Here is a 21,459-nt window from a genome sequence, read left to right on the forward strand (position 1 = left end):
GCGGTCCGTCGACTCTGCCCGGGAACCCGCTCCCACGCTCACGCGGTGACGGCGCCCGGCATTTCTGAAAGTACCGATCCATGCAGTTGCTGTTTGAAGAAGGCGGCGAAATTCGCGCCGGCACCGTGCTCGCCCAGCAGGGCGAGGCCTACCAGGTGGAATTGCCAGCAGGCAAACGCACCAAGGTGAAGGCGCGCGACGTGCTGCTGCAGTTTGCCCAGCCGTCGGCAATCGAAATGGTGCGGCAGACCGGCGACCTGACCGCCGACATCGACCTCGACTTCCTCTGGGAATGCGCGCCGGCCGAGGAATTCGGCTTTGCCGAGCTGGCCGCCGAATACTACGGCGCCGATGCCGGCCCGGTGCAGCAGGCCGCGCTGGCCATGGCGCTGCATGGCAACCCGGTCTATTTCCGCCGCAAGGGCCGTGGCCGCTACCTGCGCGCCCCGGAAGACCAGCTGCAGGCCGCGCTGGCCGCCGTCGAACGCAAGAAGCAGCAGGCGCTGGTGCAGGCCGGCTATGAAGACCAGCTCAAGGCGCGGACGCTGCCGGACGCGTTCCGGGGCAAGGTGCTGCAACTGCTGTTCAAGCCGGACAAGAACAGCCTCGAATTCAAGGCGATGGACGCCGCCTGCACGGCGCTCGGCATGACGCCGATGCGGCTGATGGTGGCCGTGGGCGGCGTGTCCAGCCCGCGCGCGCTGCACGAGGCCAAGTTCCTCTCCGAATGCTTCCCGAAGGGCACCGGCTTCCCGGACGTGGACGTGCCGGAGCCGGGCGGCGACCTGCCGCTGGCCGACGTGCAGGCGTTCTCGATCGACGATGTGACGACGACCGAGATCGACGACGCGCTGTCCGTCACCGAACTCGACGGCGGCAAGCTGCGCGTGGGTATCCACATTGCTGCGCCGGCGCTGGGCATCAAGCGTGGCGATGCGCTCGACGCCATCGCGCGGCATCGTCTGTCCACGGTGTACTTCCCGGGCGACAAGATCACCATGCTGCCGGACCCCATCGTGGAGCGCTACACGCTCCAGGAAGGGCGCACCTGCCCGGCGCTGTCGCTCTATGTGACGGTGGACCCGAACACACCGGACGGCATCGCCATCACCGCCAGCGAAACCCGCGCCGAGCGGGTGCCGATTGCCGCCAACCTGCGCCACAACCTGCTCGAGGACGTGGTGACCGAGGCCGCGCTGGCCAACGGCACCGGCGACTACCCGTTCCGCTCCGCGCTGACGCACCTGTTCCACCTGGCCAACCACCTGCATGACGAGCGCCAGCGCGCGCGCCTCGCCAGCGGGCTGCGGCCGGAGTCGCACAACCGGGCTGACTACAACTTCTATATCGATCAACTCGAAGGCGGCGCCGAGCGCGTGCGCATCGAGCAGCGCCGCCGGGGCTCCCCGCTGGACAAGATCGTGGCCGAGCTGATGATCCTGGCCAACAGCACGTGGGGCAAGCTCCTGGCCGACCACGGCGTGCCGGGCATCTATCGCACCCAGAAGGCGTGGGGCATGCACCGTACGCGGATGCAGACCTACCCGGCGCCGCATGAGGGGTTGGGCGTGGCGCAGTACGCGTGGAGCACCTCGCCGCTGCGCCGTTACGTCGATCTGGTGAACCAGTGGCAGATCCTGGCGGTGGCGCAGCATGGCGTCACGGCCAAGCTGGTGGCGCCGTTCAAGCCCAAGGATGCCGACCTGCTGGCCGCTGTGGCGGACTTCGAAGGCACCTATGCGGCCTATGCCGAGCACCAGTCGACGATGGAACGCTACTGGTGCCTGCGCTGGCTGGCCCAGGAAGGCCGCGAGAAGCTGATGGCGACCGTGCTCAAGGAAGGCGCGGTGCGCTTTACCGAGATTCCGCTGGTCACGCGCGTGGCGGAACTGGCGCAGGCGGCCCGGGGCACCCAGGTGCTGCTCGAGATTGCCTCGACGGACGAGATTTCGCTGGAAGTGTCGTGCCGCGTGCTTGAGGTCTTCGCCGGGGAAGGCGAAGTCCCCGAGGAAGAGCTGGAGAGCGACGAGGAGGCGGCGGAAGTGTCGGCCGAGGCCGCTGCCGAGGCGGCGGCCGAAGATGCGGCGGAAGCGGCTGCCGAGGGTGGCTCGGAAGGGGCGCCGGAAGGCCAGGAAACCCCGGCCGGGGAGGGCGCCGAGCCCGCCTCGGACGACGAGGCGTCGGCGCCACGCGACACCGGGGCCAGCCCGACGGCCTGACCCCTTCGGAAAAGCAATCCGCTCCCTTACAATCGAAGTCTGATCCGGCCAACCCCGCCTGCGGTGGGGTGGCCGCCCTTCGTATTCACTGTCTGCATTTCCGGACGCTCCCGCCCACCGCCATCGTGAACGCCGTTCTTGTTGCTCCCCGCCATCCCCTGCAGTGGTGGCATTCCAGCGGCACGCTGGCCAAGGCGCTGGCCGTGTCGGTGGCCATTCACGCGCTGATCCTGATGGTGCGGATTGCCGCGCCCGAAGTCTTCGAGATCAAGCGGTCCGATCCGCAGCTCGACGTGGTGCTGGTCAACTCCAAGTCCGCCGAACGCCCCCGCAACCCGACCGTGCTGGCCCAGGCCAACCTGGACGGCGGCGGCGACCACGACGCCCAGCGTGCCACCACGCCGCTGCCGGCGCAGACCGAGTCCAAGGATGGCGACCTGATGCGGCTGACGCAGCGCCGCATCGAGCAACTGGAAGAAGACCAGCGCCGGCTGATGACGCAATCGCGCGAAGCCGCGCCGAGCGTGCGCAGCCAGCCCGTGAAGCCGGGCGAACAGCGGCAGCCGGCCCCCACGCGTGGCCAGGACGACCGCACCGCCGTGACCGAGATGGCACGGCTGGAGGCCGAGATCGGCCGGAACCTGGAGCAGTACGCCAAGCGGCCCAAGCGCATGCAGCTGACCGCGACCAGCGCGCAGGGCGTGGACTACGCCCAGTATTACGACCGCCTGCGCCGCAAGATCGAGACGCGCGGCACGAGCGACTTCCCCCAGCGCAATGGCAAGCCGCTGTACGGCCAGCTGATCCTGGTGATCAACGTCAACCGGCTCGGCAAGCTCGGCTATAACCGCGACGGCTACAACGTCGAGTCCATCGACGTGGCCAAGAGTTCGGGCGACCCCGCGCTGGACCGCCAGGCCGTGGCCATCGTGCGCGCCGCCGCGCCGTTCGGCGCCTTTACCCCGGAAATGCAACAGCGCCAGGACATCCTGGAAGTCATTTCCACGTTCAAGTTCACGCGGAGCGGGCTCGACGTCCGCCTGCAACCCCGTTGATGACCACAGACCTGACTTCCCAGCCGAACCCGCCCGTGCAGCAAGACCGCTACGTGGTGGTGGGCAACCCCGTTTCGCACAGCCGCTCGCCGGCAATCCACGCCGCCTTCGCGCGCCAGACCGGCGAAGCCGTGCAGTACGACCGCCTCGAAGCACCGCTCGGCGCCTTTGCCGACACGGTGCGCCGCTTCCTGGCCGAAGGTGGCCACGGCTTCAACGTGACCACCCCGTTCAAGCTGGAAGCGTACGACCTGGCCGACCGCCTGACCCCGCGCGCCGAAGCCGCGGGCGCGGTCAATACGATGTGGATCGAGGACGGCCTGATCCATGGCGACAACACCGACGGCGTGGGCCTGGTCCGCGACATCCAGGACAACCTGGATGTGCTGCTGGAAGACAAGCGCATCCTGCTGCTCGGCGCCGGTGGCGCGGCCATGGGAGCGATGCTGCCGCTGATCGAGTGCCGTCCGGCGCGGATCGTGGTGGCCAATCGCACCGCTTCCAAGGCGAGCGATATGCTCGAGGAATTCGTCGAAGCGGCCGACCAGTACAACGTGGAACTGTGGGGCGGTGGGCTGGACGCGCTGTCCGCCCTGAGCGAGGAAGAGCGCTGCGACGTGGTGATCAACGCCTCGTCGAGCAGCCTCCAGGGCGAAGTGCCGCCCGTGCCTGACTACCTGCTGGGCGAGGGCGTGCTGGCCTACGACATGATGTACGGCGCCCGTCCGACCGTGTTCCTGGCCTACGCCGCCCAATGGGGCGCGCGCACCAGCGACGGCCTGGGCATGCTCGTGGAGCAGGCCGCCGAGGCGTTCTACAACTGGCGCGGCGTGCGGCCCAACACTGTCCCCGTTCTCGCGGAATTGCGAGCCGGGCTCCAGGCCGAAGCCGCCCGCTGAGGCCACCCGGCTTGGCGCGCCAGCGGACTTCCTCCCGATCGCCGGCGCGTGCCGGCAGCGCGGCCAATCCGCTGCGCTGGCTCGGCTATCTCGCCGGCTGCCTGGTGGCGGGCGTGCTGGCGATGCAGCTCTACTTCTTCCTCCAGATTGCCGCGTGGCAGGTCGTGAACCCATCGTCCACGACCTTCATGCGCGCCGAGCGCTGGCGGCTCTGCGGCGCCAATGTCTGGAGTTGCGGGGTCGAGCGCGAGTGGGTGCGCTACGACGACATCTCGCGGCACCTGAAGCGCGCGGTCATCGCCAGCGAGGACGCGGATTTCGTCAATCATCCCGGCTACGACCTCGACGCGATGCTGACCGCCCGGGAGCGCAACAAGCAGCGCGGGCGCATCGTGCGCGGCGGGTCGACCATCACGCAGCAGCTCGCCAAGAACCTGTTCCTGGCGCCCGAGCAGCACTACCTGCGCAAGGGCCAGGAGCTGGCCATCACGTGGATGCTCGAGTTCTGGCTCGACAAGCAGCGGATCTTTGAGATTTACCTGAATTCGGTGGAGTGGGGCGAGGGCGTCTTCGGTGCCGAGGCCGCCGCCCAGCACTACTTCCACACCTCGGCCGCCAAGCTAGGCGTCGGGCAGGCCGCGCGGCTCGCGGCGGCGCTGCCGGCGCCGAAATGCTTCGACAAGAAGACATATTGCGCCAACGTGCACGTCAACTTCCGCGTCAAGGCGTCGATCATCGCGCGCCGCATGGGCGCGGCCACGCTGCCGGACTAGCGCTTCCGGCAACGGGCGCTGGCGCTGGCACTGACTTCAGCTCAGCCAGCCCTTGCGGCGGAAGTAGATCAGTGGAATCGCCGCCGACACGGCCATCAGCGCGATGGCCCACGGGTAGCCCGCGGCCCAGTCCAGTTCCGGCATCAGCTTGAAGTTCATCCCGTAGATGCTCGCGATCAACGTCGGCGGCATCAGCGCTACCGACACCACCGAGAACAGCTTGATGATCTTGTTCTGGTTGATGTTGATGAAACCGACCGTCGCATCCATCAGGAAGTTGATCTTGTCGAACAGGAACGCGGTGTGGTTTTCGATGGAGTCGATGTCGCGCAGGATCTGGCGGGCCTCGTCCTGCTGCTCGGCGGACAGCAGCTGGCTGCGCATCAGGAACGACACCGCGCGGCGCGTATCCATGACGTTGCGGCGAATGCGGCCGTTCAAGTCTTCCTCGCGGGCGATGGTTTCCAGCACGTCGGCGGCGGCGGCATCGGTCACGTTCTCGGCCAGCACCCGGCGGCTGGCTTCCTCCAGCCGCTCGTAGATCTCCTCAATGGAGTCGGCGGAGTACTCGGCGTCGGTGGCGTACAGGTCCATCAGCACGTCCTTGGCATTGCGCACCGAACCCGGCCGCATGCGCGCGCGCAGGCGCACCAGCCGGAACACCGGCAGATCCTCGTCGTGGATGGAGAACAGCACGTCGCGCGTGAGCACGAAGGCCACGCGCACGTTGCGCGACGCCTCGTCCTCGGCCAGCAGGAAATCGGTGCGGATGTGGATGTTCTCGTCCTCGCCCTCGAAATACCGGGCGGACGCTTCCAGGTCACCGAGGTCCTCGAGTTCCGGCAGGACGACGTTATAGGCTTCCTTGATCCATGCCAGCTCCTCGTCGTCGGGGCTGACGACGTCGATCCAGATGGGCTTGTGCTGCAGCAGCTCATTGCGCTCGTCGACCTGCTCCTGGGCAAGCCGGCCTTTCTGCAGGACGAACAGGTTGATCATCCCTGGGTTCCTTGTTACTGATGGCGCGGTTGTCGATGCATCGAAGACAGGCGCAGGCAAGGCAAGCCAGCCGGGTGACCATGGCGCGGCCACGGGCAAGCGTGATCGCGCTGCGGACGGCCGCAACAAAGCGGCGCGCGGGCAAGGCGATGGCGTTTGCCTGGGTTTGGCTGGCTGGCCGGGAGAGGGAAGATCCGAAGCGCGACACGGCAGTCAGGGCGACGGCCGCAGGGGGAAACGGAAAGACACTCACCCGCAGGTGTCTGCGGGCAAGGACGGCGATAAGCAAGGGCAGGGCCCCGCGGATCGTCGTTACGCAGCCCGCAGTGACATGGCATCCGACGATGTCGCGGTACGACCGCGGCAACTCGAACACCCGATGCTACTGCCCACGTACTTTCTCCGGGATTCTGATGGCCGCGAGTGTAATCCAACGCAGGGGGGCTTGTTAAGCGAAATCTCATCCCGCGCGCCACCCGTTGCGCGCCGCGAACGCCGCCCTACGTTTGGCTTACAGGCGGCGGCGCAGCAGCGGGGCCAGCATCACCGAAGACAGCGCCGCGAACATCAGCACGATGGCCGCGTAGTCCTGCCAGTGCGGCGTCTCGCCGAGCAGCCACATGCCCGAGAAGACCCCCACCACGGGGATGAACATGATCGACAGGCTGGACACCACCGGCGGCAGGCTGCGCGCCAGCGCGAACCAGACCAGGTGGCAGTAGGCGAAGACCACCACGGCGTTATAGGCGATGGCGCCCCATTCCACGGCCGTGGGCATGCGCCAGCCCGACTCCAGCAGCAGCGTGCCGAGGCCCAGGAAGGGCAGGGTGATGGCCAGCATCCAGAACGTGAGCGCGCCGATGGGAATATCCACCTGGGTCCGCTTCATCAACTGGGTGCCGAGGCCCCAGCCGGCCGCCGCCACCAGCATCAGCAAGGTGCCGGCCGGGCTGCCGGTGAGCGCGGCGATCTCTCCCGAGAGCAGCAGCACCGTGCCGGCCAGCGCGCAGGCAATGCCGATCCAGGCGGACAGGGCGATGCGGTCCCGGAACAGCACCAGCCCCCAGACCACGGCCCAGATCGGCATGGTGTAGCCGAGGATGGCCGCGCGGCCCGAGGACAGCATCTTGACCGCGCAGATCGCGAACAGGTGCCAGATCACCATGTTCGGGATGGCTAGCTTGATCACCATCGGCCAGCTGGCGCGCGGTACGTGGAGGGATTCCCCGCGCAGCTTCAGCGCCAGTCCCAGCGCCACCAGCCCGCCGGCCATGCAGAGCAGCCGGAAGCCCATGGCCGGGAAATGGGCGACGCCCACCTTCATGATGGGCCAGTTGATGCCCCAGGCGAGCGTGAGGATGACGAGCAGGACGATGCCGCGGCGATCGAGGGTCATGGGAGGCGAGACGGGATTTGGCGACGTAGCGAGGTCGCTCTTATTAAGCGGGAGCGCAAAACCCGAAAACGATAGCACGCAACGGGTAAAATTGCGCCAACGCCATATATCGTGCGCCGGACCGCGCTGCCGGCGCCCCGCGACAACCGGCCGGCGCGCCGCCGCGTTATCCTTGGATAACGTCCGGCCCCCGGGCCTTACCCAACATCGAGCATCCCATGACTTTCACCGAGCAGCTGTCCGCCGCATGGCAGCGTAACGATTCCCTGCTGTGCGTCGGCCTCGATCCGGACCCGGCCAAGCTGCCGCTGTCCCTGACCAGCACGGGCGGCGCGATTTTCTCGTTCTGCCGGGAGATCGTCGACGCCACGGCCGACCTGGTCTGCGCCTTCAAGCCGCAGATCGCCTATTTCCATTCGCAGCGCGCCGAGGACCAGCTCGAGCAACTGATCGAGTACATCCACGATGCCCACCCGGGGATTCCGGTGATCCTGGATGCCAAGCGCGGCGACATCGGCTCCACGGCCGAGCACTATGCCGTGGAGGCGTTCGAGCGCTACCGCGCCGATGCGGTCACGGTCAGCCCGTACATGGGGTTCGATTCGATGTCGCCGTACCTGGCGCATCCGGGGCGGGGGGTGATCGTGCTGTGCCGGACCTCCAACCCGGGCGGCTCGGACGTACAGTTCCTGCAGGTCGACGGCAAGCCGCTCTACCAGGTGGTGGCCGAGGCCGCGCGCGAGCGCTGGAATACTAACGGGCAGATGGGACTGGTGGTCGGCGCCACGTTCCCGAATGAAATCGCCAAGGTGCGCCAGATCGTGGGTGACATGCCGCTGCTGATTCCGGGCATCGGCGCGCAGGGCGGGGACATCGAGGCCACGGTGAAGGCCGGCCGCACCGCCGACGGCACCGGCATGATGATCAATTCCTCGCGCGCCATCCTGTACGCGAGCCGTGACAAGGATTTCGCCACGGCCGCCCGGAATGTGGCGTTGCAGACGCGCGAGACCATCAACCGCTATCGTCACGGTTAAGCGACGATCAGCGTGATAGCCGCCGGAGCGGGCAGCTTACTGCTCGTTTCGGATCAATTCGAAGAGGCCGCGCATGGCATGCTCCGCGGCCTGGCGGCGGATCTGGGCGCGATCGCCCTTGAACCGCTGCGTCTGCGTCAGCGTGGTAACGCGGTTGCTCCAGCCGAAACAGACCATGCCGACGGGCTTTTCCGGCGTGCCGCCGCCCGGGCCGGCCACGCCGGTAATCGCCAGCGACACCTGCGCGCGGCTGTTCAGCAGCGCGCCCTCGGCCATGGCATGGGCCACTTCCTCGCTGACCGCGCCATGATCGCGGATCAGCTTCGCCGGCACCCCCAGCATCGTGGACTTGGCTTCGTTCGAATACGTGACGAAGCCGCGCTCGAACCAGCCCGACGACCCGGCCACATCGGTGATCGCGGCGGCGACGAGGCCGCCGGTGCACGATTCCGCCGTGGCAAGCATCAGCGAATGTTCCGCAAGGACGGATCCGGCCTGGATGGCAAGCTGGTCAAGCAGGCGACTGACGGACATATCGACGAATCCTTATTTGACGATGCGATGCCCGCTCAGAACGAGCGCCAGAGCGCGAACACGAGCAGGGTGTAGAAGGCCGCGAAGATGTCGTCGAACATCACGCCAAACGCGCCGAGCAGGCCGGGGCCCTTGAGCGTGCGGTCGTAGTAGGCGATGGGTGCGGGTTTGGCGATGTCGAACAGGCGGAACCACAGGAACGCCGCGAACTGGCCCCAGAAGCCGGTGGGGGTGACGAACAGCAGCACCAGCCAGAACGCCACGATCTCGTCCCAGACCATGCTGCCATGGTCATACACGCCCATATCGCGCGCGGTACGCCGGCACGCCCAGATGCCGACGAGGAAACCGCCGGCGATGATCCAGAGCCACGTGGACGGCTCGATCCACATCGAGATCACAACGAACGACAGCCAGCCGTACAGCGTGCCGACCGTGCCCGGGCTGACCGGCGACAGCCCCGAGCCAAAGCCGAGTGCGATGGCGCGTGCGGGATGGCCGAGCATGAAGCGCGCGGTGGGGCGCGTGACGCGCGCGGTTTGTCCCGCTTCCAGCGTGACGGGGGGAACAGGGTCGCGCGGCGCGGCCCCGGGAGGATAGGCGGACATCAGGAGTTGGCTCGTCTGTCTTGCTTTTGTCATATGGCGCGCGGCGGTGGCTCCCGCCGAGCGCATGGCGGCATCATGACATGGCTCGTGCGCGAAGTGTCAGGAAGCGAAGTGGTCGAACGCGGTGCCGCTGAAGGCGTAGGGGTTGCCGTCACCATCCACCAGGCGCAGGCCCGGCTCCGGTGTGATGCTGCCGGCACGCGTCAGCGGCAGGCCGAGTTGCCGGGAGATGCCGGCGATGGCTTCGCGCGCGCCGACGGGCGCCGTGAAGCACAGTTCGTAGTCATCGCCGCCGGCCAGTACGCATTCGCGCTGGCGCGCCAGCGGCTGGGCGCCGAGCACTTCGGAGCGAGGCAGCGCATCCACGTCGATGATCGCGCCCAGCGCCGACCGGGTGAGGATATGGCCGAGGTCGCCGATCAGCCCGTCCGAGATATCGAGCGCGGCATGGGCGATGCCACGCAGCGCCATGCCCAGCGCCACGCGCGGGGTGGGGGTGTCCATGCGCGGCCGGATGATCGTGAAATCCGGCTCGGGCAGCAGCCATTCGCCCCGGCAGTCGCCCAGCGCCAGGCGGGCGTCGCCGAGGGTGCCGGAGATCCAGATATCGTCGCCGGGCCGCGCGGCGTCGCGGCGCAGCGCCTGACGGCCGGGCACATCGCCGAACACGGTAATCGACAGCGTAAGCGGTCCCTTGGTCGTATCGCCGCCGATCAGCTCGCAGCCGTGGGCATCGGCCAGCGCCAGCATGCCGGCGGCCAGTTCGGCCAGCCAGGCGGGATCCGCCTCGGGCAAGGCCAGCGCGAGCGTGAAGGCGCGAGGTTCGGCGCCCATCGCGGCAAGATCGGAGAGGTTGACCGCCAATGCCTTGTGGCCGAGCGCACGCGGGGGCACATCGGGGAAGAAATGGCGGCCGCTGACCAGCATGTCGGTGCTAATGGCCAGTTGATGGCCCGGACGGCCCTCGATCAGCGCGCAATCGTCGCCTACGCCCAACGCGGCCTTGTGGACCGGGCGGGTGAAGAACTGGCGGATCAGGTCGAATTCGGAAAGCGGGGCGCTGGCGGGGTCCGGCATGGGGGATGGGCGTTTGGCGAAAAAAGCCGTGGGAGATTACCGGTGGTCAAGCCCTTCGGCATGCGGCATATTGTACCGAAACGCAAAGCTGCCCCGCGCAAAACGCTTATTGTGAAATAATATTTCACAATATAAAATGCGCAGTTCAAAAAGCAGAGACAGCGGGTACGTGGAGCCGGCCCGCTCGGTTTTCCGCGAATTTCAGTGCGGCTCCACCGATCGGAAGATGCGCAGATGACCAGTCCTCAGCAGTCCCCGTCCCAAGACGATCTGAAACAACAGCAGCGTGAGGCGCTGCGCAAGGCCGCGCTCGAGTATCACGAGTTTCCGACCCCGGGCAAGATCTCCGTCACCCCGACCAAGCCGCTCTCGAACCAGCGCGACCTGGCCCTGGCCTATTCGCCAGGTGTTGCCGCCGCTTGCGAGGAGATCGTTGCCGATCCGGCCAATTCCTTCCGCTACACCGCGCGTGGCAACCTCGTTGCCGTGATCACCAACGGCACGGCCGTGCTGGGCCTGGGCGACATCGGCGCCGCAGCCTCGAAGCCGGTCATGGAAGGCAAGGCCGGCCTGTTCAAGAAATTCGCCGGTATCGATGTGTTTGACATCGAGATCGACGAAAAAGACCCGCAGAAGCTGGTCGATATCATCGCCTCGCTCGAGCCGACCTTCGGCGGCATCAACCTTGAGGACATCAAGGCGCCGGAATGCTTCTACGTGGAGCGCACGCTGCGTGAGCGGATGAAGATTCCCGTCTTCCACGACGACCAGCACGGCACCGCCATCGTGGTGGGCGCGGCGGTCATCAACGGCCTGAAGGTGGTGGGCAAGGACATCTCCGAGGTCAAGCTGGTCGCCTCGGGCGCCGGCGCGGCCGCGCTGGCCTGCCTGGACCTGCTGGTGGACCTGGGCCTGCCCATCGAAAACATCTGGGTGACCGATCTGGTCGGCGTGGTCTACGAAGGCCGTACCGAGCTGATGGACCCGGAAAAGGCGCGTTTCTCGCAGAAGACCGACAAGCGCAAGCTGGCCGAAGTCATCGATGGCGCCGACATCTTCCTGGGCCTGTCCGCTGCCGGCGTGCTGAAGCAGGACATGGTCCAGCGCATGGCCGACAAGCCGCTGGTGCTGGCACTCGCCAATCCGAATCCGGAAATCATGCCGGAGCTGGTCAAGGAAGTGCGTCCGGACGCCGTGATCGCCACGGGCCGTACCGACTACCCGAACCAGGTCAACAACGTCCTCTGCTTCCCGTTCATCTTCCGCGGCGCGCTCGATTGCGGCGCCACGACGATCACGCGTGAAATGGAAGTGGCCGCCGCGCACGCCGTGGCCGAACTGGCGCGCCAGGAACAGAGCGACATCGTGGCGACGGCCTACGGCATCCAGGACCTGTCCTTCGGTCCGGAATACCTGATCCCGAAGCCGTTCGATCCGCGCCTGATCGTCAAGATCGCCCCGGCCGTGGCCGAGGCCGCCGCCAAGTCCGGCGTGGCCGCGCGTCCGATCGAGGACATGGACGCCTACCGCCTCCAGCTCCAGCAGTTCGTGTACCACTCGGGCACGCTGATGAAGCCGATCTACGCGGCAGCGCGCAAGGTCGAGATGGAGAAGAAGCGCATCGTCTTCGCCGAGGGCGAGGAAGAGCGCGTGCTGCGCGCAGTGCAGGTCATCGTCGACGAAAAGCTGGCCAACCCGATCCTGATCGGTCGTCCGGCCGTGCTGACGCACCGCATCGAGCGCTTCGGCCTGCGTCTGCGCATGGGCGTGGACTTCACCGTGGTCAACCCCGAGCACGACGAGCGTTTCCGGGATTATTCGGAAAGCTACTACAAGATGATGGCGCGCGAGGGCATCACCCAGCAGTACGCCAAGCTGGAGATGCGCCGCCGTACGACGCTGATCGGCGCCATGCTGGTCAAGAAGGGCGAGGCCGATGGCATGATCTGCGGCACGGTCAGCACCACGGCCGCGCACCTGCGCTACATCGACCAGGTGCTGGGCGGCACGAACAAGGTCTACGCGGCCATGAACGGGCTGGTCCTGCCGGGCCGCCAGATCTTCCTGGTGGACACCCACGTCAACATCGACCCGACCGCCGAGGAACTGGCCGAGATCACGATGATGGCGGCGGAAGAACTCAAGCGCTTCGGTATCGAGCCGAAGGTGGGCCTGCTGTCGCATTCGAACTTCGGTACGTCCGAGGCGCCTTCGGCACGCAAGATGCGCGATACGCTCGCCATCCTGCGCGAACGCGCACCGGAACTCGAGGTGGATGGCGAGATGCACGGCGACAGCGCGCTCGACCAGAAGCTGCGTGATTCGCTGGTGCCGGACGGCGCGCTGGTGGGCGAGGCCAACCTGCTGGTGTGCCCGAATATCGACGCAGCCAACATCTCGTACAACCTGCTCAAGGTGGCGGCGGGCAATAACGTGGCCATCGGCCCGATCCTGCTCGGCGTGAAGGAGCCGGTGCACATCCTGACGCCGTCGGCCACGGTGCGGCGTATCGTCAACATGACCTCGCTGGTCGTGGTGGATGCGGCGGCCAAGCGCTGAAGTCGGGTATTTGCCACGCGGTATCAGGAAAGCCGGGTTCGCCCGGCTTTTTTCATGCAGCCGTTCGGGGCATCGTATGCAAGGTTAGTATGCGCCCACATCCAAATAACATATTGAAACAATTGAAGATTTCCGGCGCGGCGGCGCGCAGGGATTGATTATTGGTGGACATGCGCGTAACCTTACGCCTTTGAATGCAGGCGCTCGTCCCGGGCGCGCCGGTGCCCGCGAGCAGGTTTCGCGCGCCGGAATGACCGTCCAACCAATATTTCGATAACGTGGGATCCAGGATTTCCCCGAACCAGACGCAGCGGCAGTCACTTTGGCAGTCCCTGAGCCTGGCACGACGCCTGGGCCATGTGTTGGCGGGCGCGGCGCTGTCGGTGGCCATCGCCACCGGTGCGCAGGTTGCGGTGGCTCGGCAGGCGACGCAGGATCTGGGCGCCAGCATCGACGGCATGGCGGGAACCATCGCCACGCAGCAGTTGCCCAACGATGCGCGCCAGACACTGGAGCGCATCGAGTCCGGCGGGCCGTTTCCGTTCGACAAGGATGGTTCGCGGTTCGGTAATTACGAACGCATCCTGCCGCAGCAGCCGCGCGGGTATTACCGCGAATACACCGTCAAGAACAGCAACACCAAAAGCCGGAATCGGGGAGCCAGGCGGATCGTTTGTGGTGGGGATCAGCGCGCCGCCAACGACTGCTATTACACGGAAGACCACTACAACAGTTTCAAACGGATAACCAAATGATGACTGACATTTTCGGATTGGGCGACGCCCTTGCCGCCCGCGAGGAGCGCGGCGCCGGAGATGGCTGGCAACGGGCCCACCATCAGGCCCAGAACCTTTATGACAACGTGCTCATGATGCCCCGACAGGAGCTCACGCACAGACTTCCGCCCGCATGCGCGCCCGCCATGGTGACCTGGGCCGACGACGGCACCAGCGAGGGAGCCATGAACCTGTTCAAGACGGTGCGTCCGAACATCGTCCAGTCGATTCGCGCGTTCCGCGTGCCTGAGCTGGCCCACGCGGCCGCCGCGCTGAACCAGCATTTCCTGTACGCCAATTGCGCCCATTGCGCGAGCAAGGCGGAGATCCTTGAGACGATTGCCACGGAATTCACCTTCCCGAAGCATTTCGGCAAGAATTTCGATGCGCTGTCTGATTGCCTGACGGACATGATCCACAAGGCCGGCCCGCAGCCGGGCTTCGTGATCGTGCTGGAAGGACTGCCGATTGCGCAGAAATTCGACAAGGAGGGGCGTGAGGTGCTGCTCGACGTCTTCCGCGACGCGGCCGAGTTCTGGGCCGAGCGCAAGGTCCAGTTCCGGGTGTTCTACTCGTTCGCCTGAAGCCGCCTGCTGAATAAGAAATGCCCGCTGTTGCAGCGGGCATTTTCTTTTTGCAGGTTCGGACGGGGCAGGTCAGGCCGATGGCGGCAACTGGCCGTTCGGCGTGAGCCGGTCGATCAGCTCGGGCAGGCCCTCGCTGAGGCTGGCCGCCACGTCGTCCTGCGACATGCCCGTGGTTTCCGCCAGCGATTGCAGCGCGCCGCTGCCGCCGAGTGCGCCGCTCAGGTCCGCCGGGCTGACCGGCTCGTTGGCGCCGCCGCCAATCCACGAATCCACCTGCTGGCCGAGACCGGCCTGCGAGAGCATGTCGCGGAGCGCGCCGATGCCGCCCGTGGCCGCACCCATCGCCTGCGCGCTGCCGGTGGCCTCGCCCTGGCCGCCCAGCAGGCCGCCGAGCAGCGAGCCGAGGTCCATACCGCCGGGCGCCGGCGCACTGCCGCCCCCGAGCATGCCCCCGAGCATCCCGCCCAATCCTCCAAGTCCACCCAGTCCGCCAAGCCCGCCCGCCGCGCCCGGATCGCTCGCGTCGGCCGGCGCCACGCTGCCATCGGCGCCCTGTGTCTTGTTGCGCATCGCCATCATGGCCAGCAGGCCGAGCGCGATCATCAGCTTCGGATTCATGCCGCCCCCGCCGGGCTGGCCATCTTCGCGTTGCCCGCCCAGTTGGCCGAGCACGCCGCCCAGCACGCTATCGAGTAGTCCCATCATCGACTCCTTTGGAGTTTGGAAGGTCAGAATCCGCCAAGTACGGCGTTCAGGGCCGCCAGGCAGGTCAGCCCGGCGGTTTCGGTACGAAGGATGCGCGGCCCCAGCGACACGCCCGTGAATCCGGCGCGGATCGCCGCCGCCTCTTCCTCGGGAGATAGCCCGCCTTCGGGGCCGATCACCAGCGTTACGCCCTGTTCGCGCCAGGCATCGCGGTGCGCGGCGGCCAACTCGGGCAGCGACGCCGACGCGCGTGGCGAAAGCAGCAGCCGCGGCGCACCTCCAGCCGGTTGGGCCGATGCCGCCAGCCACGCTTCCAAGGTAGCCAGCGGCGCCACGTCCGGCAAGCGGTTCCGTCCGCATTGCTCGCACGCGGCCTGCACAAGGGCCTGCCAGTGCGCCTGGCGGCGCGCGGCGCGGTCGCCCGACAGCCGCACGACCGAGCGCGCAGCCTGCAGGGGCTGGATCTCGGTGACGCCGAGTTCGACGGCTTTCTCGATCAGCCAGTCCATCTTGTCGCCGCCGGCCAGCCCCTGCGCCAGCGTCACGCGGTAGGGCAGTTCGGCCTCGGCCGGGTCGTGGCCGGCCACCTGCGCGGTGGCGTGCCGCTTGCCGATGTCCGCCAGCGTGGCCGCGTGGCTGCCGCCGCGGCCGTCGAACAGCGTGATGGCGTCGCCCGGGGCGAGGCGCAGCACCTGGATGTGACGCACCACGGCGTCGGGCAAGTCGAGCACGGCATCGGCAGTCAGTGCCGAGTCAATGAAAAAGCGAGGGGGCATCAGTCAGTCAGGAGTTGGCGGGCGCCTTGGCCGGGTCGAGGCGGGTGGCGAAGCCCCAGCGGTAGCCATCCGGGTCTTCGACCATGCAGTAGCGGTCGCCCCAGAACTGGTCGGCGGGCGGCATCACGCTGATGGCGCCGGCGGCGAGGGCCTGGGCGTAGATGGCGTCCACGTCGCCACAGTAGACATAGAAGGTCTGCGGGGCCTCCACGCCGAGCGAGCGCGGCGTGCGGGCGGTGCTGCCCCAGGCGCCTTCAGGCGCGAACATGACCACGAGTTCGCCCTGGTAGTGCATCTCGGCGTGGGTCGGCACGCCGTTTTCGTCGAGCACATGGCCGGCGGTGAAGCCGAACGCGCGGCTGTAGAAGTCGAGCGCGGCGCGACCACTGGCCACCGTGAGGTACGGGGTCAGCCAGGGCGTGTTGGACGGTCTGGGCATGATGGTCTCCGGATGGGCAGGCGTTTCCGGTGCATGTTACTTGGAGCCGCCGGCGCTGTCGAAGATCGCCTGCAGATGGCGCGGGTGCGTGAACAGCGTCGGATGGAGATCGGCGTGGTAGCAGCGCAGCGCGGACGCAAGCTGCCACTGGCGCAGGCGCGCGGCGATCTGGCTCGCGGGGCAGGCGGCGATGTCGAGTGCGTCGCTGGTCAGCGCGATCCCCCACAGCGCGCCGTAGGCCGGGATGAACGTGGCGAGCGGCGCCACATGGGCGAATAGTTCGCGCAGGCGCGCCAGCAGCAGCCGGGCTGTGTCGGGCCGGTGCAGCGGCGGGCCGAGGTGGATCGACATCGCCCCGCCCGGCGCCAGGCAGCGGCGCGCGGCCTGCAGGCCGTGGAGGGAGAAGAGGGCGGTGGCCGGGCTGCCATCGTCGGCTTCGGTCAGATCGAAGACGATCAGGTCGAAGCGCCGGCCGGCGCGGCCGAAGGCTTCCATCAGCCCGAGCGCGTCGCCGATGGCGATGTGCAGGCGCGGATCGTCGGGCTTGCCGGGCGCACTCAGGGCGCCCTGATGGATGCCCGGCAGCCATTCGCGCGCCAGGCGGACCACCTCGGCGTCCAGTTCGGCCACCAGCACCTCGCGGATCGTGGGAATGCGCAGCAGTTCGAAGGCCGAGCCGCCGTCACCGCCGCCCACCACCAGCGCACTGCGCGGGCTGCCGTGCGCCGCGGCCATGGGATGGACCATCAATTCATGCTGGATCCAGGCGTCCGCTTCGGTGCTCATCACGCGGCCATCGAGCCGGAAGATGCGGCCAAATTGGGCGCTGTCGCCAATTTCGATCTGTTGATGGGCGGAACGTGACGCCGCAACCACATGGATATCGCCCAATGTGGCGCCTACGCCGGGTGCCAGCCATTCGGTCCAGCTTTGACGACCCCTTCGAGCCGTGCCCGGGCGTCCGGAAATACCCTCTGCTTCTGCTAAAATTGCGGTTTTCCCGCGCTCAGGTTCTCGCCGCATGTCTGCCCTCGCCCATCCCGCCACCAGCCCTTTCGCCTCGCAGCCCGCCAAATTGATGGCGGACGCCATCCGCGTGCTTGCCATGGACGCCGTCCAGCAAGCCAATTCCGGTCACCCCGGTGCACCGATGGGCATGGCGGATATCGCCGTGGCGCTCTGGGGCCGGCACCTGAAGCATAACCCCACGAACCCGCACTGGCCCGACCGCGACCGCTTCGTGCTGTCCAACGGCCACGGCTCGATGCTGGTCTACGCGCTGCTGCACCTGACCGGCTACGACCTGCCGATCGAGGAACTGCGCAACTTCCGACAACTGCACAGCAAGACCGCCGGCCACCCCGAGTACGGCATCACGCCGGGCGTGGAAACCACCACCGGCCCGCTGGGCCAGGGCATCACCAACGCGGTGGGCATGGCGCTGGCCGAGCGCCTGCTGGGCGAGGAATTCAACCGCCCCGGCTACGACATCGTCAACCATCACACCTATGTGTTCCTGGGCGATGGCTGCCTGATGGAAGGCATCAGCCACGAAGCCTGCTCGCTGGCCGGCACGCTCAAGCTGAACAAGCTGATTGCGATGTGGGATGACAACGGCATCTCGATCGACGGCGACGTGGTGCACTGGTTCGCCGACGACACCCCGAAGCGCTTCGAAGCCTACGGCTGGAACGTGATTCGTGGCGTGGACGGCCATGACGTGGTGGCCGTGGACAACGCCATCGCGCAGGCCAAGGCCAGCGACAAGCCGACCCTGATCTGCTGCCGTACGATCATCGGCAAGGGTGCCCCGAACAAGCAAGGCGGCCACGACGTGCACGGCGCCCCGCTGGGCGGCGCCGAAGTGCTGGCCACGCGCGAGGCGCTGGGCTGGACGCACGCCCCGTTCGAACTCCCGCAGGACGCCTACACCGCCTGGGACGCCAAGACCAACGGCAACGCGCTGGAGCGCGCCTGGAACGCGCTGTTCGAGTCGTACGCCGAAGTGCATCCGTATGAAGCCGGCGAATTCACGCGCCGCATGCGCGGCGAGCTGCCGGGCGCGTTCGACGCCGCCGTGGACGCCTTCATCGCCAAGTGCGAGGAAAAGGCCGAAACGATCGCCACGCGCAAGGCCAGCCAGAACACCATCGAGGCCTTCGGCCCGGTGCTGCCCGAATTCCTGGGCGGCTCGGCCGACCTGACCGGCTCGAACCTGACCAACTGGTCGGGCAGCCAGGCCGTGCGCGTGGACGCCTGGGGCAACCACATCAACTACGGTGTGCGCGAGTTCGGCATGAGCGCCATCATGAACGGCATCACGCTGCATGGCGGCTACATCCCCTACGGCGCCACGTTCCTGACTTTCTCGGACTACAGCCGCAACGCGCTGCGCATGGCCGCGCTGATGCGGATCCGCTCGCTGTTCGTGTTCACGCACGATTCCATCGGCCTGGGCGAAGACGGCCCGACCCACCAGTCGATCGAGCACGTGGCCAGCCTGCGCCTGATTCCGAACATGGATGTCTGGCGTACCGCCGACACCACCGAGACCGCCGTGGCCTGGGCCGAGGCGATCCGCCGCGAGAACGGCCCGAGCTGCCTGATCTTCAGCCGCCAGAACCTGCCGTTCCAGCGCCGCGATGACGTCACGCGCGCCAATATCGCACGCGGCGGCTATGTGCTGCGCGATGGCACCAACCCGCGCACCAAGCGTCCGGACGCGGTGATCCTGGCCACGGGCTCCGAAGTGGGCCTGGCCGTGGGCGCCGCCGAGCAGCTGGCTGCCGATGGCGTGCACGTGCGCGTGGTATCGGTGCCGGCGACGACCGTGTTCGACAAGCAGGACGCCGCCTACAAGGTCAGCGTGCTGCCGGCTGGCGTGCCGCGCGTGGCAGTGGAGGCCGGCGTCAGCGACTTCTGGTGGAAGTACCAGGTCCAGGCGGTGGTCGGCATCGACACCTTCGGCGAATCCGCCCCGGCCGGCGTGCTGTTCAAGCACTTCGGCTTCACGGTGGAAAACGTCGCCGATACCGTGCGCGCCACGCTCGCCCAGTAATTCCCGCCCGCGCGGCAGCCGGTGCGACGCGCCGGTTGCGGCGCCGGCCCCGCTTTCATCGATCGCACTCTAGGAGATAGACATGACCATCAAGATCGGCATCAACGGCTTCGGCCGCATCGGGCGCATGGTGTTCCGTGCCGCCGTGGCCAACTTCAAGGACGTTGAAGTGGTCGCCATCAACGACCTGCTCGAGCCCGATTACCTGGCCTATATGCTCAAGTACGACTCGGTGCATGGCCGCTTTGACGGCGAAGTGGCCGTGGACGGCAACACGCTGGTCGTGAACGGCAAGAAGATCCGCCTGACCGCCGTGAAGGACCCGGCCGAGCTGAAGTGGGGCGAGGTGGGCGCGGACGTGGTCATCGAATCGACCGGCATCTTCCTGACCAAGGAAGGCGCACAGAAGCACATCGACGCGGGCGCGAAGAAGGTGATCATGTCGGCGCCGTCGAAGGACGACACTCCGATGTTCGTGTACGGCGTGAACCACGCCTCGTACAAGGGCGAGGCGATCATCTCGAACGCCAGCTGCACGACGAACTGCCTGGCCCCGGTGGCCAAGGTGCTGAACGACAAGTGGGGCATCAAGCGCGGCCTGATGACCACGGTGCACGCCGCCACGGCAACGCAGAAGACCGTCGACGGCCCGTCGAACAAGGACTGGCGCGGTGGCCGCGGCATCCTGGAAAACATCATCCCTTCGTCGACTGGCGCTGCCAAGGCCGTGGGCGTGGTGATTCCGCAGCTGAACAAGAAGCTGACCGGCATGTCGTTCCGCGTGCCGACCTCGGATGTGTCCGTGGTCGACCTGACCGTCGAACTCGAAAAGTCGGCAACTTACGATGAAATCTGCGCCGAAATGAAGGCACAGAGCCAGGGCGCGCTGAAGGGCGTGCTGGGCTACACCGAAGACAAGGTCGTGGCGACGGATTTCCGTGGCGACGCGCGCACCTCGATCTTCGACGCCGAAGCCGGCATCGCGCTGGATGGCACCTTCATCAAGGTCGTGAGCTGGTACGACAACGAGTGGGGCTATTCGAACAAGTGCCTGGAAATGGCACGCGTGGTGGCCAAGTAATCGTCGCAGGCTGGACGAAGTACGATAAAAAACGCGCCTTCGGGCGCGTTTTTTTATGGCTGCGAGGCGAGTGGCGGTAGCGGCTGGGCGTCGACGCCGTCGCCATCGACAATGAAATGGCCGCCGGCCACATGGTGGATGGTGCGCAGTGCATCGTGGCCGGCAAAGTGCCAGCGGCCCTCGCTGAACACGCGGCCGTCGGCATGCGCGGCCACCACTTCGCCGAGGAACAGGTCATAGCCGGCCTGGATGGCAGGTTCCGGCAGCAGCCGGCATTCGAGCCACGCGGCACAGCCCTCGAGCAACGGCGCACCGACGACATCGCCCTGGAAAGTCTGCAGTCCGTAGGCGGCGAACTTGTCGATCCCTTGCTGCTCGGAGATGGCCAGGCCAGAACTGGAGCCGAGGGCTTGCGTGACATCCACCTGGCTCACCGTCGGCACGTGCAGCGCGAATTCACCGCTGGCCTCGAGCAGTTGGCGCGTCCACGTGGCTTTGTCGAGCACCACGGCCACCTTCGGCGGTGCGAAGTCCAGCGGCATGGCCCAGGCCGCCGCCATGATGTTGCGCTGGCCGCCATGCGCGGCGCTGACCAGCACGGTCGGGCCATGGTTGAGCAGCCGGTAGGCTTTGGCGAGTTCGACGGGAAGGCGGTGGGACGTCATGGCGCGAAATCGGACGATTCTGAGTGAAAGATGCGGGCTTCCGCTCACTATACGCCGTCGGCGCAAAGGCTACCGGGGCGTCTTTTGACATTATCTGTCGCTATCCAGTCAAATCCCGCCCAATCCGAGCCCTCGTAGTGCGAGAAATGATGAATTTGCTTTTCCCGGTAGTTTTTTTCTCTTACACTCGGAAGAATCTGTTGAACTCTGATGTGC

The 21,459-nt window shown here is 66.9% G+C and carries 20 protein-coding genes; 10 read left to right on the top strand and 10 right to left on the bottom strand.

Translation table 11 applies throughout. The annotated features are described in order from the left end of the window. Positions 1-80: 80 nt before the first annotated feature. The 4 genes from BM115_RS21155 (at position 81) to mtgA (ending at position 4,946) form a co-directional block, all read left to right on the top strand. Positions 81-2,219 (top strand): ribonuclease catalytic domain-containing protein, encoded by a 2,139-nt coding sequence (locus tag BM115_RS21155; protein ID WP_092298711.1) that lies wholly within the window; start codon positions 81-83, stop codon positions 2,217-2,219. A 125-nt stretch (positions 2,220-2,344) separates the two neighbouring features. Next, positions 2,345-3,274, top strand: coding sequence for an energy transducer TonB family protein (locus BM115_RS21160; RefSeq protein ID WP_092298984.1), 930 nt, complete (start codon positions 2,345-2,347; stop codon positions 3,272-3,274). Beyond that, on the top strand, positions 3,274-4,173 hold the full coding sequence (gene aroE / locus BM115_RS21165; protein ID WP_092298714.1) for a shikimate dehydrogenase: 900 nt from the start codon (positions 3,274-3,276) through the stop codon (positions 4,171-4,173). Before BM115_RS21160 ends, aroE begins: the two co-directional genes overlap by 1 nt. A 71-nt stretch (positions 4,174-4,244) precedes the next feature. After that, positions 4,245-4,946: a monofunctional biosynthetic peptidoglycan transglycosylase gene (gene mtgA / locus BM115_RS21170; protein ID WP_092298987.1), complete on the top strand. Its 702-nt coding sequence runs from the start codon at positions 4,245-4,247 to the stop codon at positions 4,944-4,946. 36 nt (positions 4,947-4,982) lie between these two features. Here the strand turns inward: mtgA and corA are convergent, their stop codons facing one another. Beyond that, on the bottom strand, positions 4,983-5,945 hold the full coding sequence (gene corA, locus BM115_RS21175) for a magnesium/cobalt transporter CorA (protein ID WP_092298717.1): 963 nt from the start codon (positions 5,943-5,945) through the stop codon (positions 4,983-4,985). A gap of 511 nt (positions 5,946-6,456) precedes the next feature. Beyond that, on the bottom strand, positions 6,457-7,341 hold the full coding sequence (locus BM115_RS21180) for a DMT family transporter (RefSeq protein WP_092298720.1): 885 nt from the start codon (positions 7,339-7,341) through the stop codon (positions 6,457-6,459). Between the two features lie 218 nt (positions 7,342-7,559). Here BM115_RS21180 and pyrF point away from each other — a divergent pair, with 218 nt between their 5' ends. After that, positions 7,560-8,378 (top strand): orotidine-5'-phosphate decarboxylase, encoded by an 819-nt coding sequence (gene pyrF / locus BM115_RS21185; RefSeq protein WP_092298723.1) that lies wholly within the window; start codon positions 7,560-7,562, stop codon positions 8,376-8,378. 36 nt (positions 8,379-8,414) lie between these two features. Here the strand turns inward: pyrF and BM115_RS21190 are convergent, their stop codons facing one another. From BM115_RS21190 to thiL, 3 genes are all read right to left on the bottom strand, one after another. After that, entirely contained in the window at positions 8,415-8,912 is a 498-nt protein-coding gene (locus BM115_RS21190; protein ID WP_092298726.1) for a CinA family protein, read from the bottom strand. Positions 8,913-8,947: 35 nt separating this feature from the next. Next, on the bottom strand, positions 8,948-9,520 hold the full coding sequence (locus BM115_RS21195) for a phosphatidylglycerophosphatase A family protein (protein WP_092298728.1): 573 nt from the start codon (positions 9,518-9,520) through the stop codon (positions 8,948-8,950). A gap of 99 nt (positions 9,521-9,619) precedes the next feature. Further along, the gene (gene thiL, locus BM115_RS21200; RefSeq protein WP_092298731.1) at positions 9,620-10,597 is read right to left on the bottom strand and encodes a thiamine-phosphate kinase; all 978 of its coding nucleotides are present in this window, start codon (positions 10,595-10,597) and stop codon (positions 9,620-9,622) included. Between the two features lie 234 nt (positions 10,598-10,831). Here thiL and BM115_RS21205 point away from each other — a divergent pair, with 234 nt between their 5' ends. From BM115_RS21205 to BM115_RS21215, 3 genes are all read left to right on the top strand, one after another. Then, positions 10,832-13,156, top strand: coding sequence for an NADP-dependent malic enzyme (locus BM115_RS21205; RefSeq protein WP_092298734.1), 2,325 nt, complete (start codon positions 10,832-10,834; stop codon positions 13,154-13,156). Positions 13,157-13,515: 359 nt separating this feature from the next. Further along, a complete protein-coding gene (locus BM115_RS21210) occupies positions 13,516-13,911 on the top strand; it encodes a guanyl-specific ribonuclease (RefSeq protein ID WP_092298737.1) in 396 nt (131 codons plus the stop codon). Continuing rightward, complete coding sequence (locus BM115_RS21215; protein WP_092298740.1) at positions 13,908-14,516, top strand: barstar family protein; 609 nt, start codon at positions 13,908-13,910, stop codon at positions 14,514-14,516. Before BM115_RS21210 ends, BM115_RS21215 begins: the two co-directional genes overlap by 4 nt. Positions 14,517-14,588: 72 nt before the next feature. Here BM115_RS21215 and BM115_RS21220 read toward each other — a convergent pair whose 3' ends face one another. The 4 genes from BM115_RS21220 to BM115_RS21235 are packed head-to-tail and all read right to left on the bottom strand — an operon-like array spanning position 14,589 to position 17,330. Further along, on the bottom strand, positions 14,589-15,221 hold the full coding sequence (locus BM115_RS21220; protein ID WP_092298743.1) for a YidB family protein: 633 nt from the start codon (positions 15,219-15,221) through the stop codon (positions 14,589-14,591). Positions 15,222-15,247: 26 nt separating this feature from the next. Continuing rightward, positions 15,248-16,000 (bottom strand): 16S rRNA (uracil(1498)-N(3))-methyltransferase, encoded by a 753-nt coding sequence (locus BM115_RS21225; RefSeq protein WP_092298746.1) that lies wholly within the window; start codon positions 15,998-16,000, stop codon positions 15,248-15,250. 7 nt (positions 16,001-16,007) lie between these two features. Next, positions 16,008-16,439, bottom strand: coding sequence for a VOC family protein (locus BM115_RS21230; RefSeq protein ID WP_092298749.1), 432 nt, complete (start codon positions 16,437-16,439; stop codon positions 16,008-16,010). A 36-nt stretch (positions 16,440-16,475) separates the two neighbouring features. Then, positions 16,476-17,330, bottom strand: coding sequence for a spermine/spermidine synthase domain-containing protein (locus BM115_RS21235; RefSeq protein WP_177219982.1), 855 nt, complete (start codon positions 17,328-17,330; stop codon positions 16,476-16,478). Between the two features lie 130 nt (positions 17,331-17,460). Here BM115_RS21235 and tkt point away from each other — a divergent pair, with 130 nt between their 5' ends. Both tkt and gap read left to right on the top strand, forming a co-directional pair. Continuing rightward, a complete protein-coding gene (gene tkt / locus BM115_RS21240; protein ID WP_177219983.1) occupies positions 17,461-19,497 on the top strand; it encodes a transketolase in 2,037 nt (678 codons plus the stop codon). Between the two features lie 82 nt (positions 19,498-19,579). Beyond that, positions 19,580-20,578, top strand: coding sequence for a type I glyceraldehyde-3-phosphate dehydrogenase (gene gap / locus BM115_RS21245; RefSeq protein WP_092298755.1), 999 nt, complete (start codon positions 19,580-19,582; stop codon positions 20,576-20,578). A 53-nt stretch (positions 20,579-20,631) separates the two neighbouring features. Here gap and BM115_RS21250 read toward each other — a convergent pair whose 3' ends face one another. Continuing rightward, positions 20,632-21,243: a flavin reductase family protein gene (locus tag BM115_RS21250; RefSeq protein WP_092298758.1), complete on the bottom strand. Its 612-nt coding sequence runs from the start codon at positions 21,241-21,243 to the stop codon at positions 20,632-20,634. Between the last annotated feature and the right edge of the window lie 216 nt (positions 21,244-21,459).

It is taken from the genome of Cupriavidus sp. OV096 (assembly GCF_900115455.1).
Classification (GTDB): domain Bacteria; phylum Pseudomonadota; class Gammaproteobacteria; order Burkholderiales; family Burkholderiaceae; genus Cupriavidus.

Bases quoted from the DNA above. Each gene is read 5' to 3' on its own strand.
- BM115_RS21155 (WP_092298711.1), top strand. From the start codon at position 81: ATGCAGTTGCTGTTTGAAGAAGGCGGCGAAATTCGCGCCGGCACCGTG.
- aroE (WP_092298714.1), top strand. From the start codon at position 3,274: ATGACCACAGACCTGACTTCCCAGCCGAACCCGCCCGTGCAGCAAGAC.
- corA (WP_092298717.1), bottom strand. From the start codon at position 5,945: ATGATCAACCTGTTCGTCCTGCAGAAAGGCCGGCTTGCCCAGGAGCAG.
- BM115_RS21180 (WP_092298720.1), bottom strand. From the start codon at position 7,341: ATGACCCTCGATCGCCGCGGCATCGTCCTGCTCGTCATCCTCACGCTC.
- pyrF (WP_092298723.1), top strand. From the start codon at position 7,560: ATGACTTTCACCGAGCAGCTGTCCGCCGCATGGCAGCGTAACGATTCC.
- BM115_RS21190 (WP_092298726.1), bottom strand. From the start codon at position 8,912: ATGTCCGTCAGTCGCCTGCTTGACCAGCTTGCCATCCAGGCCGGATCC.
- BM115_RS21195 (WP_092298728.1), bottom strand. From the start codon at position 9,520: ATGTCCGCCTATCCTCCCGGGGCCGCGCCGCGCGACCCTGTTCCCCCC.
- thiL (WP_092298731.1), bottom strand. From the start codon at position 10,597: ATGCCGGACCCCGCCAGCGCCCCGCTTTCCGAATTCGACCTGATCCGC.
- BM115_RS21205 (WP_092298734.1), top strand. From the start codon at position 10,832: ATGACCAGTCCTCAGCAGTCCCCGTCCCAAGACGATCTGAAACAACAG.
- BM115_RS21215 (WP_092298740.1), top strand. From the start codon at position 13,908: ATGATGACTGACATTTTCGGATTGGGCGACGCCCTTGCCGCCCGCGAG.
- BM115_RS21220 (WP_092298743.1), bottom strand. From the start codon at position 15,221: ATGGGACTACTCGATAGCGTGCTGGGCGGCGTGCTCGGCCAACTGGGC.
- BM115_RS21225 (WP_092298746.1), bottom strand. From the start codon at position 16,000: ATGCCCCCTCGCTTTTTCATTGACTCGGCACTGACTGCCGATGCCGTG.
- BM115_RS21230 (WP_092298749.1), bottom strand. From the start codon at position 16,439: ATGCCCAGACCGTCCAACACGCCCTGGCTGACCCCGTACCTCACGGTG.
- tkt (WP_177219983.1), top strand. From the start codon at position 17,461: ATGTCTGCCCTCGCCCATCCCGCCACCAGCCCTTTCGCCTCGCAGCCC.
- gap (WP_092298755.1), top strand. From the start codon at position 19,580: ATGACCATCAAGATCGGCATCAACGGCTTCGGCCGCATCGGGCGCATG.
- BM115_RS21250 (WP_092298758.1), bottom strand. From the start codon at position 21,243: ATGACGTCCCACCGCCTTCCCGTCGAACTCGCCAAAGCCTACCGGCTG.